Source organism: Wolbachia endosymbiont of Drosophila pseudotakahashii (assembly GCF_026015925.1).
Taxonomy (GTDB): domain Bacteria; phylum Pseudomonadota; class Alphaproteobacteria; order Rickettsiales; family Anaplasmataceae; genus Wolbachia; species Wolbachia pipientis.
On record NZ_CP110359.1, the window covers coordinates 701924 to 718024 of the forward strand.

The 16101-nt window shown below is 36.2% G+C and carries 15 protein-coding genes and 1 riboswitch; of the genes, 12 read left to right on the forward strand and 3 right to left on the reverse strand.

What is annotated here, in order from left to right:
• Nucleotides 1-176: 176 nt before the first annotated feature.
• On the forward strand, nt 177-1571 hold the full coding sequence (gene fumC, locus ONI09_RS03670) for a class II fumarate hydratase (protein WP_265013709.1): 1395 nt from the start codon (nt 177-179) through the stop codon (nt 1569-1571).
• A gap of 194 nt (nt 1572-1765) precedes the next feature.
• On the opposite strand, the gene grxD is transcribed toward fumC, so the two are convergent.
• Together grxD and ONI09_RS03680 are read right to left on the reverse strand one after the other, a co-directional pair.
• Entirely contained in the window at nt 1766-2089 is a 324-nt protein-coding gene (gene grxD / locus ONI09_RS03675; protein WP_006280013.1) for a Grx4 family monothiol glutaredoxin, read from the reverse strand.
• 15 nt (nt 2090-2104) lie between these two features.
• Nucleotides 2105-2323, reverse strand: coding sequence for a BolA/IbaG family iron-sulfur metabolism protein (locus ONI09_RS03680; RefSeq protein WP_006280012.1), 219 nt, complete (start codon nt 2321-2323; stop codon nt 2105-2107).
• A gap of 111 nt (nt 2324-2434) precedes the next feature.
• Between ONI09_RS03680 and ONI09_RS03685 the strand changes: the two genes are divergently transcribed.
• Nucleotides 2435-3361 carry a P44/Msp2 family outer membrane protein gene (locus ONI09_RS03685; RefSeq protein ID WP_265013710.1) on the forward strand — a complete coding sequence of 309 codons (927 nt, stop codon included), beginning with the start codon at nt 2435-2437 and terminating at the stop codon, nt 3359-3361.
• Nucleotides 3362-3375: 14 nt separating this feature from the next.
• Here ONI09_RS03685 and ONI09_RS03690 read toward each other — a convergent pair whose 3' ends face one another.
• Entirely contained in the window at nt 3376-4698 is a 1323-nt protein-coding gene (locus tag ONI09_RS03690) for a malic enzyme-like NAD(P)-binding protein (RefSeq protein ID WP_265014423.1), read from the reverse strand.
• Between the two features lie 134 nt (nt 4699-4832).
• Between ONI09_RS03690 and pgsA the strand changes: the two genes are divergently transcribed.
• The 10 genes from pgsA to lepA all read left to right on the forward strand — a co-directional run bounded on the left by pgsA (nt 4833) and on the right by lepA (nt 15287).
• Complete coding sequence (pgsA, locus tag ONI09_RS03695) at nt 4833-5375, forward strand: CDP-diacylglycerol--glycerol-3-phosphate 3-phosphatidyltransferase (RefSeq protein ID WP_253303417.1); 543 nt, start codon at nt 4833-4835, stop codon at nt 5373-5375.
• Nucleotides 5376-5486: 111 nt separating this feature from the next.
• The gene (locus tag ONI09_RS03700) at nt 5487-6428 is read left to right on the forward strand and encodes a hypothetical protein (protein ID WP_265013711.1); all 942 of its coding nucleotides are present in this window, start codon (nt 5487-5489) and stop codon (nt 6426-6428) included.
• Between the two features lie 66 nt (nt 6429-6494).
• Nucleotides 6495-7202 (forward strand): outer membrane protein assembly factor BamD, encoded by a 708-nt coding sequence (locus tag ONI09_RS03705; protein WP_265013712.1) that lies wholly within the window; start codon nt 6495-6497, stop codon nt 7200-7202.
• 59 nt (nt 7203-7261) lie between these two features.
• A complete protein-coding gene (locus ONI09_RS03710; RefSeq protein ID WP_038248082.1) occupies nt 7262-8002 on the forward strand; it encodes a YebC/PmpR family DNA-binding transcriptional regulator in 741 nt (246 codons plus the stop codon).
• Nucleotides 7999-9180 carry a peptidoglycan DD-metalloendopeptidase family protein gene (locus ONI09_RS03725; protein ID WP_410543717.1) on the forward strand — a complete coding sequence of 394 codons (1182 nt, stop codon included), beginning with the start codon at nt 7999-8001 and terminating at the stop codon, nt 9178-9180. Before ONI09_RS03710 ends, ONI09_RS03725 begins: the two co-directional genes overlap by 4 nt.
• 7 nt (nt 9181-9187) lie before the next feature.
• On the forward strand, nt 9188-10033 hold the full coding sequence (locus ONI09_RS03730; RefSeq protein WP_265014425.1) for an SPFH domain-containing protein: 846 nt from the start codon (nt 9188-9190) through the stop codon (nt 10031-10033).
• Nucleotides 10034-10109: 76 nt separating this feature from the next.
• A riboswitch (TPP riboswitch) is annotated at nt 10110-10212 on the forward strand.
• Nucleotides 10201-10356 carry a PQ-loop domain-containing transporter gene (locus tag ONI09_RS03735; protein WP_265013714.1) on the forward strand — a complete coding sequence of 52 codons (156 nt, stop codon included), beginning with the start codon at nt 10201-10203 and terminating at the stop codon, nt 10354-10356. Its footprint overlaps the riboswitch before it by 12 nt.
• A 100-nt stretch (nt 10357-10456) precedes the next feature.
• Nucleotides 10457-11149: a thiamine diphosphokinase gene (locus ONI09_RS03740; protein WP_265013715.1), complete on the forward strand. Its 693-nt coding sequence runs from the start codon at nt 10457-10459 to the stop codon at nt 11147-11149.
• An 857-nt stretch (nt 11150-12006) separates the two neighbouring features.
• Nucleotides 12007-13410 carry a malonyl-CoA decarboxylase gene (locus ONI09_RS03745; protein ID WP_265013716.1) on the forward strand — a complete coding sequence of 468 codons (1404 nt, stop codon included), beginning with the start codon at nt 12007-12009 and terminating at the stop codon, nt 13408-13410.
• 80 nt (nt 13411-13490) lie between these two features.
• Nucleotides 13491-15287: a translation elongation factor 4 gene (lepA, locus tag ONI09_RS03750; protein WP_264339418.1), complete on the forward strand. Its 1797-nt coding sequence runs from the start codon at nt 13491-13493 to the stop codon at nt 15285-15287.
• Nucleotides 15288-16101: the final 814 nt, after the last annotated feature.

The following is a 16101-nucleotide window of genomic DNA, read 5'->3' on the forward strand; positions in this document are numbered from 1 at the left end:
TGGAATTTAACCACCACAAAATCACGACTTTCGGGTCGCACTCTACCATGCAAGTTACCTGAAAATTGCAATGTTTGTACACTTGACTACTTGGATCTAGTATGATCTAATTAACCAAGAAGTAGGCATGAAAAAATTATGTAGTGAACCAGTTTGCATAACACCAGGAGGAAAATATGGATAGAAAGACGAGAATAGAATCAGACAGCTTAGGGGAAGTAAAAGTACCAAGTGAACATTACTGGGGAGCGCAGACTCAGCGTTCTTTAGAAAATTTTAAGATTGGCACAGAAAAAATGCCAGAGCCTCTGATTAAAGCATTAGCAATAGTAAAACTTGCAGCAGCACATGTTAACATGAAGCAGGGTAGCATAGATAATAAGGTAGGGGATGCAATCTGCGCAGCCGCAAAGGAAGTAATAGATGGCAAATTTAATAATGAATTTCCGCTTGTTGTTTGGCAAACCGGATCCGGAACGCAGACTAATATGAATATGAATGAAGTGATCAGCAATCGCGCAATAGAGATTTTAGGTGGTAATTTGGGTAGTAAATCTCCGATACATCCAAATGATCATGTGAATCATGGTCAGTCGTCAAATGACACCTTTCCAACAGCAATGCATATAGCAGCAGCAGACCAGATAAACCGCTTGCTTATTCCAAATCTTGAAAAATTGCATAAGGTGCTGGATAATAAGGTTCAGGAATTTAAAGATATAATAAAAGTAGGACGTACTCATCTGCAAGATGCAACGCCCCTAACACTAGGACAGGAGTTCTCTGGCTATGCAGTCCAGATTAAAAAGGGGATAGAGAGAGTAAAATCAACTTTAAGTGATATATATGAGCTTGCACAAGGTGGCACTGCAGTTGGCACGGGACTCAATACTAAAAAGGGTTTTGCTGAAGATTTTTCAAGCCAAGTTGCAGAAATTACTAACCTTCCATTTACTTCAGCAGGCAATAAATTTGAAGCGCTAGCAGCAAATGATGCTTTAGTTGAGCTCAGTGGAACACTCAATACAGTAGCAGTCAGTTTAATGAAAATTGCAAATGATATAAGGTTGCTTGGTTCTGGTCCAAGATGCGGAATTGGGGAAATAATGTTACCGGAAAATGAGCCTGGTTCTTCAATTATGCCAGGTAAAGTGAATCCAACTCAGTGTGAAGCGGTGACTATGGTATGCACTCAAGTTATGGGAAATCATGTTGCTGTAACCATTAGTGGTTCAAACGGTCATTTTGAATTGAATGTGTTTAAGCCAGTGATAATTTACAATGTTTTGCAGTCTATAAGACTTTTAGCTGACGCAAGTTTAAATTTTACAGAAAAATGTGTAGTTGGTATTAAAGCAAATGAAGAGAGGATAAAAGATTTACTGAATCAGTCGTTGATGTTGGTCACTATATTAAATACGCATATAGGGTACGACAATGCAGCAAAAATAGCGAAGCTTGCTTATAAAGAAAATATCACTCTAAAAGAAGCAGCAGCAAAACTTCAACTGCTCACTGAGGAAGAGTTTGAAAGGATAGTGAAACCAGAAGAAATGGTAAATTATTTGTAACCGTTCACACTTAATTCTTCAATCTCACTAATAGAAAGGCCAGTAAACTTGACAATAGCGTTAACATCAACATTATTATCTTGCTTTGTCTATCTTATTTTGCTGCTTCCCTGAACGGATACGGTTTAAGACATAAGATCCTTTTTCATAGCTATACTACGTTATCCAGCGTCTGGGCACTGGTTTCTTGGTACTTATTCCGCAATAATTTTTTTTTCCTTCAATAAACTTTGCAGTTCGCCTTTTTCGTACATCTCGCGAGTGATGTCGCAACCACCAATAAACTCTTCCTTTATATATAATTGTGGAATTGTTGGCCAATCAGAAAACTTTTTTATAGATTCACGTATTTCATCATTCTCCAACACGTTAATATACTTAAACTTCACGTTCAATTTTTTTAGGATTGACACGACGAGTCCAGAGAATCCGCATTGAGGAAAATCAGAAGTGCCTTTCATATACAATACCACATCATTTTCTGTTATATCTTTTTTTATTTGTTCAAAATTGCTCATAAATTCACCTTATTTTTAAGTATTAGTTTCCAGTTGCAAGGCGTGTATAGACTGACCTTCCAGAGCTTTATATACCATTTTATGCTGTTCTATTTTTGTCTTTCCAAGAAAACACTTGGAGTTTATTTTTAAATGATAATGGTCATCATCTCCAGCAAGATCATGAATCTTTATATCAGCGTCGGGGAACGATTGTTTGATGATCCTCTCTAATTCGTGAATTGCAATAGTCATTGATTTGCTTTAAATTACAATACTTTCATTATAAATCTAAAACGATTGAGCGCAATAAAAAGTTGCTATCATAAAAAATAGAAGCATACTATAATAATGGAATGACAAATTATGCAGGGAGGCTTTGTGGTCGGCGAAAGATTTAAGTTCACATGTCTATTGGTTTTGCTAACTTTTTCATTTAGGTGCTTATCTTACGATGATAAAATAAATAACTTAGAGAATGTTTACATCAAAGCTAACTATTTTGGAACATTCTTCAATGCAATAGGTTCTCTAGAAGGAAAAGAAGATGCAGGTGACAATATAACAGAGGGGGTTTTTAGTTTTAATAAGAAGGAGCGAATTGAAGCTGGATACAGTCCTAAATATGTTCCAGGGTTTGCCGGTAGTGCTGCAATAGGGTATTTATTCAAAAATATGAGAGTTGAGTTTGAAGGCTTATATTCTCAGACTAACTTATATGATGAAGATTATTCAGATAAGAAAAAAGCAAGATATATTGAACTTCGTCGTCACAATGATGCGTCTACTGGAGCGGAATGCAATTCACCTTGGAGAAGTGGAAAGGTTGATATTCACATTCAAGAAAATTGTAGTGTTGAAGCAGAGTTCAGAGCTGCATTTAAGATGAAAAATGAAGGTTTTAATAACTTAGCTGGAATGGTCAATGTATATCGTGATTTTAATATAGCAAAAATGCCATTCACCCCATATGTTGGTATTGGTGCAGGTGTAACTAGGGTTAAATTTCTAGGAAAAACCAGATATGCCTTGGCTTATCAAGCAAAACTTGGTATCAATCACCAACTTACAGCACAAACTCAAGCATTTGCTGGTTTACGCTATTTTGGTATCCTTGATAACCAATTTAAAGATATTGTACCAGGAATAAAGATACTAGCTGGTGAAGGATATATTCCTGCCGGTGGAGGAAGTAAAGTTGATGAAACTGCACGTGTTGAATCAACAACTGCAACCATTACCAATAGGTTTGGCATATATGGCTTAGAGTTTGGGTTGGTTTATCACTTTTAACTTTATCCAATAAATTACATATGTGAAGATAGTAAATTCAGCGTACTGAGAACATTAGAAAGACGAGATTTTAATTGATTTTCATATTTACTCCAGTCTTGTATTGCCTTTCTTGCAACACCTGAATCAACTGCGGCTTTTGCAACAGCAGGAGCTACTATAGAAATTAATCTTGGGTCAAATGGAGTAGGTATTATATATTCACGTCCATAGCCCATTTTACGACCGCCATAGACTGCAGATATCTCACCTGTTACTGGCTCACGGGCAAGCTTTGCTATTGCATCTGCAGCTGCAATTTTCATTTCATCATTTATTGTTGTTGCATGTACATCAAGTGCCCCTCTAAATATATAAGGAAAACCCATTACGTTGTTGACTTGGTTGTTGTAATCTGACCTACCAGTTGCAATTATTGCATCTGGCCTCACAGATTTTGCAAACTCAGGCCTTACTTCTGGATCGGGATTGGCAAGAGCAAAAATAATCGGGTCTTTGCCCATACTCTTTAACATCTCTTCATTTAACACATCTTTTGCAGATAGTCCGATGAATACATCAGCGCCTTTTATTGTATCAAGTAGAGAACGTTCGGAAGTATCAATTGCATACTTTTCCTTCCACTCATTCATATCCTCGTTTCTACCTTTGTATATTACTCCTTGCTTATCACACAGCACTATATTTTTAGCGCCCATGGACTTTAGTATTTCTAAACATGCAATACCGGCTGCTCCAGCACCATTCATAATGATCTTAACGTCCTCTAATTTCTTTTCAACAATATCAAGAGCATTTTCTATGCCAGCTGCAACAACCACCGCAGTTCCATGCTGGTCATCATGGAACACTGGAATATCCATCAGTTCATTCAGGCGTTTCTCTATTATAAAACAATCGGGAGATCTTATATCTTCTAAATTTATCCCCCCCCAACTTGGCCCAAGATACCTTACTGCATTGATGAAATCTTCTATATTTTCTGTACCAACTTCTATATCAACTGCATCAATATCAGCAAAACGCTTAAATAAAACAGCTTTGCCTTCCATGACAGGTTTTGCAGCAAGAGGACCGATATTACCAAGTCCAAGCACTGCAGTGCCATTTGAAATGACAGCAACACAGTTGCTTTTTGCTGTATAATCATAAACAACCTCAGGATTTTTAGCTATTTCAAGGCACGGAGCTGCAACACCAGGGGAATAAGCAAGTGACAAATCATACTGGGTAGATAAAGGTTTTGTTGGCATGATTGAAATTTTACCAGGGTTACCACCTCTGCTGTGATACTTAAGCGCTTCTTGTTTTGTGGTACTATCTAAATCATCGTTCATCATTACATCCTTATATTTTAAGCTTGTATTTTTTAAGTATATGGAGTTTTTATAAATGTTCAATTGTAAACTATTAACTTGTGAACTCTGTTGTACTTCTGTATAAGTTTACCTATTACGTAAGATGATATTACATGCTTAAAAAAAACGTGCCTAATTTGCTTACAATTTCTCGTGCACTTGCAATACCAGCAATAATATTAAGTTTTTATATAGAAAATAAATATGCAGGCCTGATAACAATATCAATCTTTGTGTTTGCGTGCATTACGGATTTTTTTGATGGTTACCTGGCGCGTGCGTGGAAAGTCCAATCAAAGTTTGGCAAGCTATTTGATCCAATTGCTGACAAATTAATAGTGGTTTCAACGATAATTATGCTAGTTTATAAGCATAAGATAAATGATTTTACAATAGTACCATCGATTATCATCATCTGTCGGGAGATATTAGTCTCGGGTTTACGGGAGTTTCTGATAGCTACAAATGTTAGTCTACCTGTAAGCAAAGCTGGAAAAATTAAAACATTTTTGCAGATGGTTGCTGTAGTAGCGCTAATAATGAACGATTATTATATGATTCAATATACAGGTGCGATTTGTTTATGGGTTGCAGCTATTATAACTATGTGGTCAGGCTATAATTATATCCTAGCCGGCATCAAACAGATTGATTAAATCTCCTAGGAAATAGTTAATAGACAAGAGTAGTTAATATCTTAGTGATATTGACTCAGAAAGCAAAAAGGTGTATAATTATATTAACTTACAACTAATTAGGTTAATATTATGAAAATACCTAATGGCAAATTTTCTTCTACTAAAAAGGTTCCAGGAAAGAATAAGAAAAAAAGAGATTTTGAACCATTAGAAGAGTTTTTTTGGGATTTTTGGCCAACAGTTGATAAAGAAGTCAAAAGAGAAAGGCTAGAACAAGAACTATTAGCACTAAAAAAAAGAGAGCTATATAGAAAATGTGCATCATTGGCAACAATGGTCCCATTTACATTGCTGATGGCGATTGAACTGGAAAAAACATATAGCGATCAGGTATTACTTGGCGTGATAAGTGGCGCGCTAAGCCACACTATATTACCTTTTACAGTCTTATCTCTTATTTGTACGCTATATTTAATTTACAATAATAGGAAGATAGCACAAAAAGAACGAGAGTTGGAGATTATTGAAAATGGAGAGGAAGTAAAGGAAAAAGAGCACAATATTTCTGATATAGGTCAGTGTTTGATCTATATTGAGGCTATAACAACTGCACTGGTTATTGTAGGTATGATAATGGGTGAAACATCTTCACTTGAAGCAGCAGAGGATGCAATTTTATTTCTTGCCGATGCAATTGCTTTTCTTGCAACTCTTGTTTCTTATATTGATAAGCATGAAAAAAATAAGAAAAAGGAAACAGAAAAGTCTGATCTTGATGAGAAATCTAGCAAGAAAACTAGCAATATATCTGTAGCCGGATTGGCGCTTGCTGGTTCTTCTGTATTTTTAATAAGAAGGATAATGTTAATAGCATTAGCATCGTCCTTAAATCCTGCTGTTGGACCTACTTTAGGCTTGATAGGTATTGCAATTTTTATGGCTGTACAGGTCTTAACTATACATTCCTACAGTAAGACGCTGAAAGATCCAAAAGTGGAAGGACGAGGTGAATCAAGAAATGCAGGTAGTTCTGACCGTAGTTATAAAGAAGAAGGACCGGCTATTGCCTAAGAAATTTATTTATTTAAGTAATATTTAGGTCTATACTTTATTTTGATCGAAAAAAATCTTATGTATATGTATAAGACTTTAATCACGTGCTTTATTTTCCTAATTTGCTCCTTTACACAATCGTATGCGGATGATCTTGAAAAAACTGAAACTGAACTATATGAAGAAGCAGTTGAACTTTTTGACCAGAAAAAATATAAACAAGCTATTAGGGCATTTCATAAGATAGAGGATTTGTATCCTTTTTCTTATTGGGCAATGAAAGCAAAATTATTATCTGGGGTCTCTCACTACAATATGGGTAACTATAGCAGTGCTGCAAGTGATATGGATGATTATATATATGTTTATTCAAATGGTGAAGATTTACCATATGTATACTACTTAAGAGTATTATCTTATTACATGCAAATTAATAAAGTGCAACTTGGACAGCAAACTGCATATAAAACTTTAGAGCTAGCCACTGAGTACATTAATCTCTTTCCAGGCAGCGAATATGTAGACGAGATAAAGGAAAGAGCAAAATTAATCACAGAACATATATCAACAAAAGAGTATTCTATCGGTAAATTTTACCTGAGGCGTGGTGAATATTTAGCAGCAATTAAGCATTTCCAGAATATGGCAAGCTATAAGGATTCTAAATATTTTTCTAAGTCTATTAACTATTTAATAGCAGCCCATTCAGCTATTGGCCTTGACTTAGAAGCTGAGCAGTATGAAAGTATGTTATTAGCAGAAAACCTGCAAGATGCCAAGCCGGAGGCTTGAAAATTTGCTTTAGCTTTTTCTATGCTTTGATATATAATTAGGTTTTTAACTATTTGAATATGGCTGGTCATTCACAATTTTCAAATATAAAACATCGGAAAGGCGCTCAGGATGCAAAGCGCTCTCAAAAATTTACGAAGATGATTAGAGAAATAACAGTTGCTGCAAAGCAAGGGCTGCCCGATCCCGAACTCAACCCGCGCCTTCGCTCTGCTATATTTGCTGCACGCAAGGAAAATCTACCAAAAGATAAAATAGAAACAGCAATAAAAAATGCAACTGGTAACGTTGCTGGAGAAAATTACGAAGAAATACAATATGAAGGTCATGGGCCTTCTGGCACTGCACTCATTGTCCATGCCTTGACTAATAACCGCAACCGTACTGCTTCTGAGGTACGTTATATCTTTTCTCGTAAAGGTGGAAATTTAGGAGAAACAGGAAGTGTTAGTTACCTTTTCGATCATGTAGGCTTAATCGTCTATAAAGCAGAGGGTGTGAATTTTGATGATTTATTCAGTCATGGAATCGAATTAGAAGTATTGAATGTTGAGGAAAATGACAAAGAAGGATTACACGTTATAACTTGTGAAATAAAAGATTTTGGTAAAGTACGCGATGCCTTTTATGCAAAATTCGGAGAACCAGAACTTGCTCGTCTTTCACGGCAGCCAAAAGATCTGATTGAAATTAGCGATAAAGAGTTGATTGATAAATTATCTGCATTGGTTGAAGAGCTGGAAGATAATGATGATGTACAGTATGTGGAAGGTAATTTTACTTTTGTTGATAAGCTATGAGGCTGGTAATATTTGTATTGCTTTGTATTTTACCAGCATATGCTACTGAAACATCAACAGATCTTGCAGTGCTGTTCCAGTGTGTAGGGTGTCATCCCAGTGCCCAGACACTGGGATCCAGAAAAATTCAAGCACACTATGCAGCATTGTCAGTCAAAGAGCTGGATTCCAGTGTCAAGCACTGGAATGACACCACCCGCAAATTGCAATGTTCGTACAGTTGTGTGCCTAGACACTGGGATCCAGTAAATTCAATTACAAATGAACACATCAAGCGATTGTATAATAAAAACTGGATTCCAGCGTCAAGCGCTGGAATGACAGGAGAGGATTTTGAGGTGACAGAAAGCAACCATGATAGAAGGTTATTATTCATATCCAGTACCATAAAATCTTCCCTTTTTGCCACGGGAATTGAGCAAGGGTTGGCGCCAAATACAGTGGTGAAATTGATCAACATATATAAAGATTTCGGTGTTGATTTTAAAAAAGACATTGTGCCGAAGAGTAAATTGGAGGTTCTTTTTGAGAGATTGCCTAATAATCAGAAGACTGAAGAAAAAATTTTATATGCTTCACTGACAATAAACAAGAAAGCTATTAGTTTATATCATTATAAATCGCAAGACGGCAAAGAAAGGTATTTTAATAAAGAAGGAATAAGCTTAAAAAATGGCGAAATTTTTGCAAATCCTTTAAATGGAGATTATCGCATATCCTCAAAATTTGGCAATAGAAAGCATCCTGTTCGCGGTAAAATTGCTTTTCACAAAGGAGTGGATTATGCAGCTAAACTTGGCACTCCCATATACGCTGCTGCAGAGGGTGTGATAGAATATATAGGAAAGAATGGTGGCTATGGAAATTACATCAAAATAAAACACAAAAATGAATATTCAACCTGTTATGCGCATATAAGTAGATTTAGTGGCGATATAAAGTTAGGCTCTAAAGTAAAGCAGGGGCAGGTCATCGCCTATGTTGGTAGCACTGGTGTTGCAACAGGCCCTCATTTACATTACGAAGTTATATATAACGGCAAACACATCGATCCGCTTACGATAGCGCATAAAACTGAAGTAAAATTGCCTGATCATGAATTAAGAGAGTTTAAACTATTTGTAAATAAGATAAATAAAACGATCAACAGAGAGAGTTCAAGTGAAAAAGAAGTTTAAAGACAATATGGATAAGAATACGATAAACGATAGAAATTTGAGTCAAATTCGGGCTTTTCCTGTACTAATAGCGCTAGGATTAATTTTATCGCTGCTTTTTTTGGCATATGACAGCACAATTGCACTTGGAGTTGCTGCCGTTTCAATTTTGACTTTTCTTCAAGGATTTTTTATTAATGACCCTAATGAAGCAAGAGTGATAGAATTTTTTGGTCATTATATTGGAACTTATTTTAAGTCTGGAATATGTGTAACGCTTCCCTTTTCAAGCAAATATATAGTTTCCCTAAAATTTCAGAATATTAACACAGAAAAAATAAAAGTTAATGATGCAAATGGAAGTCCAATAGAGATTTCTGCAGTAATTGTTTGGAGAGTGAGCAGTCCTGCAAAGGCGTATTATAATGTTAACAACTATCACGAATTTGTTTTTGTACAAAGTGACTCGGTAATTAGAGAATTGGCGAGCAATTATCCGTATGATAGCGAAAGCGATGAGGAATCTTTACGTAAAAATTCTGATAAAATTTCAGATGAATTGCGGTCAATGTTACAACAAAGATTAGATATTGCAGGAATTGAGATTACAGAAGCAAGAATATCGCATTTGGCGTATTCGTCCGAGATTGCACAAGCAATGTTAAGGCGTCAACAAGCACATGCTATCACTTCGGCAAGAAGGCATATAGTGCAAAATGCAATAGGAATTGTCGAGGAAGTAATAGCTCATTTTGAAAAAAACAAAAGCTTACAATTAGATGGCAAGCAAAAGGTTCAATTGATAAATAATTTGTTGGTTGCCCTAATCTCTGAGCAAGATGCACAACCGACGATTAGTTTAGCTAATAATTAGCATAGAAGCCGATTGGGTTTCATAAATGCAAGTCACTATTAATTTCTTGATTAATAGACTAAATGATGTTATAAATTACACGCATTAGGGGTGCTCTAGAAAAGCTGAGAGTACATAAAGTACAACCCTTTGAACCTGATATTGTTAAAGCAAGCGTAGGAAAATGTATGTATATAAATATTGAAGAATGCTTCGGCTTCATTGCGTTAATTGCATCTCTAATTGGATTATCACCTCAAGTATATAAAGCATATATCACTAAAGTTACTCGTGATGTATCGATGTTAATGTTAGTAAACTATCTTATTTGTTCATTGTCTTAGATTGGCTATGGTCTTTACCAGAGCTCAATTTTTGTGGTGCTTAGCAATATTGCTGGATTAGTGATTAGCATAATATCAATTATTCAAAAATGTTACTACGATGCAAAACCTGCACCATGATCATGTGCTGCACTGCAGTACACAACAACAATATCGTTCTATTGTAGTGCTAAATGGAAAAATACCGAGCTCATCGTTTTTTAAACGAGATATACCCATTATTGCTGTAGATGGAGGAGCAAACAAGCTTCTATCAATTGGCGTAAAACCTGATCTTGTAGTAGGAGATTTGGATAGCGTAAATCTGGATTTACGTGCTAATTTGAATACGATATATCTACCTGATCAAGATTATTGCGACTTTTCTAAAGCAATGGCTCACTTAAAAACAGTAAAGTTATTGCCATCAATAGTAACGGGTATTACTGGAGGAGCAATTGATCACATACTACAGAATATTAACATTTTTCTAAGTACGGGCAGTATCTTTTACACACCTTCACCTCCCATGGTAGGTTACACTTTACAAAAAGGTATTACCCATTTTTTTTCTTTGCCAAAAAGTACTAAAATATCTTTACTTGGTATACCGAGAGCTCAAATATCAACTAAAGGATTAAAATGGGAACTGCACCTTAGTAATCTTGCTTTTCCGGGAAAAAATTCTTGCTTTAATCGAAGTTCAGGCAATAAGGTATCCGTAGAAGTACACAGTGGTATATGTCTAGCAATGATTTATTTAGAGACAGTAGATGATGCTGCAAGACATCATGTGCGTCAAGTTAAGAAGTAAATAGACTTCTTGCATAACCCAAACTAAGTAGAAAAAAGGTATCATCCAAGTAGCTGACACTGGTTCCTTTATGACGTGTCATTCCAGTTTCAGCTACTTGAATGACAGCAGTCCTACGTCATACCGCCGCGGTATCTCTTAGCCTCTAACAAGCAGCGGGATGACGAATTGCTTACCCGTCATACCGCCACGAACCGTCATACCGCCGCAGACCGTCATACCGCGATTCATTCGCGGTATCTCTAGATCCCGCTAACAAGTAGCGGGATGACGGTTGTCGTTTAGCTATAAACATTAAGAAATTTACCAAATGAAAAAAAAGGCAAAGAAACCCCGTAGTAGCTAGCATTCAAATTCTCCCTTGTCAATTTGACGTTTTTTGCTGTCTTAAACGCTTTGTAAGCGCGTTTCGGCTTATATAGGTAAAAACCCAGAAATTTTTAAAGACATGCGATGCACGTAGTGCGAAAAATTAAACATGAGACGCCAAATACCCTAAGTTTTTTGTCATTAACCTGCACAGATTGCGAAGATAAATAAATAGCTTCAGTTTCATGATAAGTGGGCTGGCGGAGTTTGTCAAGCAAGTTTTTTCGTTTCTACTGAATGACAGTTGTGGCTTGGGAGGTAGTGCAAGAAGTCTATTGTATTACTGAATTATTAATAATCTAGTAATAGTGCCTGCTATGTAGCTAAAATTTTCCTTTAACTTAAGCTATATGTAGCTAAAATAACTTGGGTTTACCGACGATTTGACAAACGACAAATTCGTCATCCCGCTACTTGTTAGCGGGATCTAGAGATATCGCAGCGGTATGACCCTGACTTGCATTAGCTATGTATAATAAAGGGAATCTATGACAAAAGAATCATTGGTAAAAACTGATATAGTGAAAGTTGAAGACAAAAAGGCGGTAAGAAGCTTTTTTAAAATACTAGGTGGAGTGGCAGATGCTGTAAGATCGTGGATTGGTAACATCAGTCCTGATTTAAGCAACAGTCGCGATATCGATAGTTTAGTCTTGAAGATGAACGAGTGCTTAAATCCAAAGGGAGGGGAGGTTTCAGCACGTAAAAACGCTGTATCTCTTGGTAACTTGTACTTAAGCTTATCAGAGAAAGGTAAAATAAAATTTCTACAAACCCTGGCAGAAAAATTTAATCCGAATAAAGCGGAAATAGATGAGAAAATTAGAGAGTATAAGAAAAACCAAGATCCCGAGTTAAACTATAAATTTGAACAGGATTTAATAAAAATTCTTGAATCACCGCGTTCTAAAATATTAAAGCAATTTATTTCTTTACCAGAAGGCCTTAAGTTTATTGTTGATATGCGTTCTGACGTGCTTAAGCTAAAGAACCAATATAGAAGCTTGAATCCACTAGAAAGCGAATTAAAAAATATACTCTATACTTGGGTTGATGTTGATCTACTTGATCTTCGTCAAATCACCTGGGATTCACCTGCATCATTGCTAGAAAAACTTATAAAATATGAAGCTGTGCATAAAATTTCCTCTTGGGGCGACCTAAAAAACAGACTAGATTCTGATCGTCTCTGTTTTGCTTTTTTTCATTACAAGATACCAAACGAACCTCTAATTTTTGTAGAGGTTGCATTGGTAGATAAGATTGCAGATAGTATTCAACACCTTTTAGATGAGTCAGTACCTTCAAATGATCCGAGTAATGCAAGCACTGCTATATTGTATTCAATATCAAACACTCAAGCAGGGTTATCTGGAATCAGCCTTGGTAATTTTTTGATCAAAAGGGTTGTAGAAAAGCTATCACAGGAGTTTAAAAGTATAAAAACATACGCAACTCTTTCTCCAATACCTGGCTTTACGAAATGGCTAAAAAACAATCTAAACCAAGATGTCACTTTATTGGGCAAACTAAATATAAAACAATCTAGTGCAGAAATTTTAGAAAGTGCAGAGCAATTAAAAACTAATGTTGAATGTACAAATGAAACTAAACAATGCATGCTTAAACTATGTGCATATTATTTACTAAAAGTGAATAATAGTAATGGGAATGCTTATGATCCGGTGGCGCATTTTCATTTAAGCAATGGTGCATCGATAAAACAATTAAACTGGATGGCGGATACTTCTGAAAAAGGTATTAGTCAGTCGGCTGGAATGATGGTAAATTATCTGTATGAGTTGCCTAAAATAGATAATAATCATGAAAACTATATGGTTAATAAAGTGATTTCCTGCTCGAAAAAAGTGTCGTCTATGTTGAAGGAGTAAATAGTCTCTTAATAAAGGATTGCCCTCACAACACTTAAAATGTAAAATGGTTTTACTAATTAAGTATAAGTAGGCCATCAATGAACAACATAAGAAATTTTGCAATAATAGCGCATATAGACCACGGTAAGTCAACGCTTGCTGACCGTTTAATAGAGGAATGTAATGGCCTTGAAGCAAGAGAAATGACCAATCAAATACTCGACTCAATGGATATAGAACGCGAACGTGGGATTACAATTAAGGCACAGACGGTAAAACTCAATTATACGGCAAACGACGGTAATCAATATTGCCTAAATCTCATGGACACCCCAGGTCACGTTGACTTTTCTTACGAGGTAAGCCGAAGCTTAGCCGCATGTGAAGGTTCACTTTTAGTGGTAGATAGTAGCCAGGGCGTTGAAGCACAAACCCTTGCAAATGTATATAAAGCTATTGACAACAACCATGAAATAATAGTTGTGCTCAATAAAGTTGATCTTCCTGCTGCAGATCCAGAAGGGGTAAAACTCCAGGTTGAGGAAATAATCGGTATTGATGCAAGTGAGTCAGTTTTAATATCAGCAAAAACTGGACTTGGAATAAAAGATGTACTGGAAGCAATAGTAGCAAAACTTCCAGCTCCTCAAGGTGATGTAAATGCTCCATTGCAAGCAATTTTGGTTGATAGTTGGTATGACACTTACTTAGGAGTAGTAATTTTAGTGCGAGTTAAAAATGGAGTGCTAAAAAAAGGCATGAGAATTGTTATGATGTCTAATAATGCTACATATCAAGTGGACAATATTGGTATTTTCACCCCTAAAAAAGTTATGACGAGTGAGCTTTCAGCGGGTGAAGTTGGTTTTATAACTGCTTCAATGAAGGAAGTAGCAGACTGCAAGGTAGGAGACACTATCACTGAGGAAAAGAGACCTTGTAGTGAAGCACTTCCTGGATTTAAAGAAGTGCATCCTGTGGTATTTTGTAGCATTTTCCCTCACAAAACGGATGATTTTAAATATCTAAGGGAAGCTCTAGAGAAGTTACATTTAAATGATGCAAGTTTTACCTTCGAAGCTGAAACTTCAAATGCACTAGGCTATGGATTTCGTTGTGGTTTTTTGGGAATGTTGCATCTTGAAGTTATTCAAGAAAGGCTCGAGAGAGAATTTGATTTAGACCTAACAGCAACTGCACCGAGTGTCATATATAGGGTTACAACACGAAGTGGTGAAATTTTGAATATTCATAACCCAAGTGATATGCCAGATCCAACGAAAATTGAAATTGTGGAAGAACCATGGATTACCGCAACCATAATGGTCCCTGACCAATACTTGGGAGAGATTCTATCTCTATGTGAAGAAAGGAGGGGAGAACAGGAGGATTTATCTTACATTGGTAACACAACAACAGCATTGTTAAGATATAAATTACCACTGTCTGAAGTTGTTTTTGACTTTTATGATCGATTAAAATCAATTTCCAAAGGATATGCAAGTTTGGATTGGGAAATTTCCAGCTATCTGGTAAGCCAAATAGATAAATTAAGCTTTTTAATTAATGGAGAGCCCGTAGATGCACTGGCTTGTATCGTTCACAAAAGTAGGGCAGAAAAAAGAGGGCGTGAAATATGCGCACGCTTGAAGGATCTAATACCACGTCAGCAATATAAAATCGCGATTCAAGCGGCAGTGGGCGGAAAAATTATTGCCAGAGAAACGATTAACCCATACAGAAAAGATGTAACAGCTAAACTCTATGGTGGAGATGTAACGCGAAGAATGAAACTACTTGAAAAGCAAAAGAAGGGTAAAAAAAGGTTACATTCTATAGGGAACGTAAATATTCCACAGAATGCTTTTATTCAAGCCTTGAAGATAAGTGATTGATCTTAAAAGACTTCTTGTATAGTTTTTGGCAACAACCGTTAGAAACGAAAAAACTTACTTGACAAACTCCGCCAGCCCACTTATCATGAAACTGAAGCTATTTATTTATCTTCGCAATCTGTGCAGGTTAATGACAAAAAACTTAGGGTATTTGGCGTCTCATGTTTAATTTTTCGCACTACGTGCATCGCATGTCTTTAAAAATTTCTGGGTTTTTACCTATATAAGCCGAAACGCGCTTACAAAGCGTTTAAGACAGCAAAAAACGTCAAATTGACAAGGGAGAATTTGAATGCTAGCTACTACGGGGTTTCTTTGCCTTTTTTCCTGCTTAGTAAATTTCTTAAACACTTGCGGTGTAGGTTAGTTGCAAGTTAAAAGCAGCTAAATCGCTCTTAATCAAGCGTTTTAGAATAAAAAAAAAGCCGATATTTTAGTACATAGTAAATAGCCAACCACCACGGGGCTTCTTTTGCCTTTTTTTATTTGGTAAATTTCTTAATGTTTATGGCTAAACGACAACCGTCATCCCGCTACTTGTTAGCGGCTGAGATACCGCGGCGGTATGACGTAGGACTGCTGTCATCCCAGTGCTTGACACTGGGATCCAGTTGAGCTATTTCAACAAAAATACTGCATTTGAGATGAACGTTTATTCTTACCAGACTTATTTACAAATATAACAATTAAAGTCTGGATTCCAGCGTCAAGCACTGGAATAATATCGTTTACTATGTCTATATTACAATATTTGTGCAGTTGTGTATCAACTACTTTTGTGGCACTGTTTGTTATTCAATCTTTATGCTAGTTT

Excerpts from the sequence above, each read along its gene's own strand:
- fumC (WP_265013709.1), top strand. The coding sequence starts at position 177 with ATGGATAGAAAGACGAGAATAGAATCAGACAGCTTAGGGGAAGTAAAA.
- grxD (WP_006280013.1), bottom strand. The coding sequence starts at position 2,089 with ATGAGCAATTTTGAACAAATAAAAAAAGATATAACAGAAAATGATGTG.
- ONI09_RS03680 (WP_006280012.1), bottom strand. The coding sequence starts at position 2,323 with ATGACTATTGCAATTCACGAATTAGAGAGGATCATCAAACAATCGTTC.
- ONI09_RS03685 (WP_265013710.1), top strand. The coding sequence starts at position 2,435 with ATGCAGGGAGGCTTTGTGGTCGGCGAAAGATTTAAGTTCACATGTCTA.
- ONI09_RS03690 (WP_265014423.1), bottom strand. The coding sequence starts at position 4,698 with ATGAACGATGATTTAGATAGTACCACAAAACAAGAAGCGCTTAAGTAT.
- pgsA (WP_253303417.1), top strand. The coding sequence starts at position 4,833 with ATGCTTAAAAAAAACGTGCCTAATTTGCTTACAATTTCTCGTGCACTT.
- ONI09_RS03700 (WP_265013711.1), top strand. The coding sequence starts at position 5,487 with ATGAAAATACCTAATGGCAAATTTTCTTCTACTAAAAAGGTTCCAGGA.
- ONI09_RS03705 (WP_265013712.1), top strand. The coding sequence starts at position 6,495 with ATGTATAAGACTTTAATCACGTGCTTTATTTTCCTAATTTGCTCCTTT.
- ONI09_RS03710 (WP_038248082.1), top strand. The coding sequence starts at position 7,262 with ATGGCTGGTCATTCACAATTTTCAAATATAAAACATCGGAAAGGCGCT.
- ONI09_RS03725 (WP_410543717.1), top strand. The coding sequence starts at position 7,999 with ATGAGGCTGGTAATATTTGTATTGCTTTGTATTTTACCAGCATATGCT.
- ONI09_RS03730 (WP_265014425.1), top strand. The coding sequence starts at position 9,188 with ATGGATAAGAATACGATAAACGATAGAAATTTGAGTCAAATTCGGGCT.
- ONI09_RS03735 (WP_265013714.1), top strand. The coding sequence starts at position 10,201 with ATGTATATAAATATTGAAGAATGCTTCGGCTTCATTGCGTTAATTGCA.
- ONI09_RS03740 (WP_265013715.1), top strand. The coding sequence starts at position 10,457 with ATGCAAAACCTGCACCATGATCATGTGCTGCACTGCAGTACACAACAA.
- ONI09_RS03745 (WP_265013716.1), top strand. The coding sequence starts at position 12,007 with ATGACAAAAGAATCATTGGTAAAAACTGATATAGTGAAAGTTGAAGAC.
- lepA (WP_264339418.1), top strand. The coding sequence starts at position 13,491 with ATGAACAACATAAGAAATTTTGCAATAATAGCGCATATAGACCACGGT.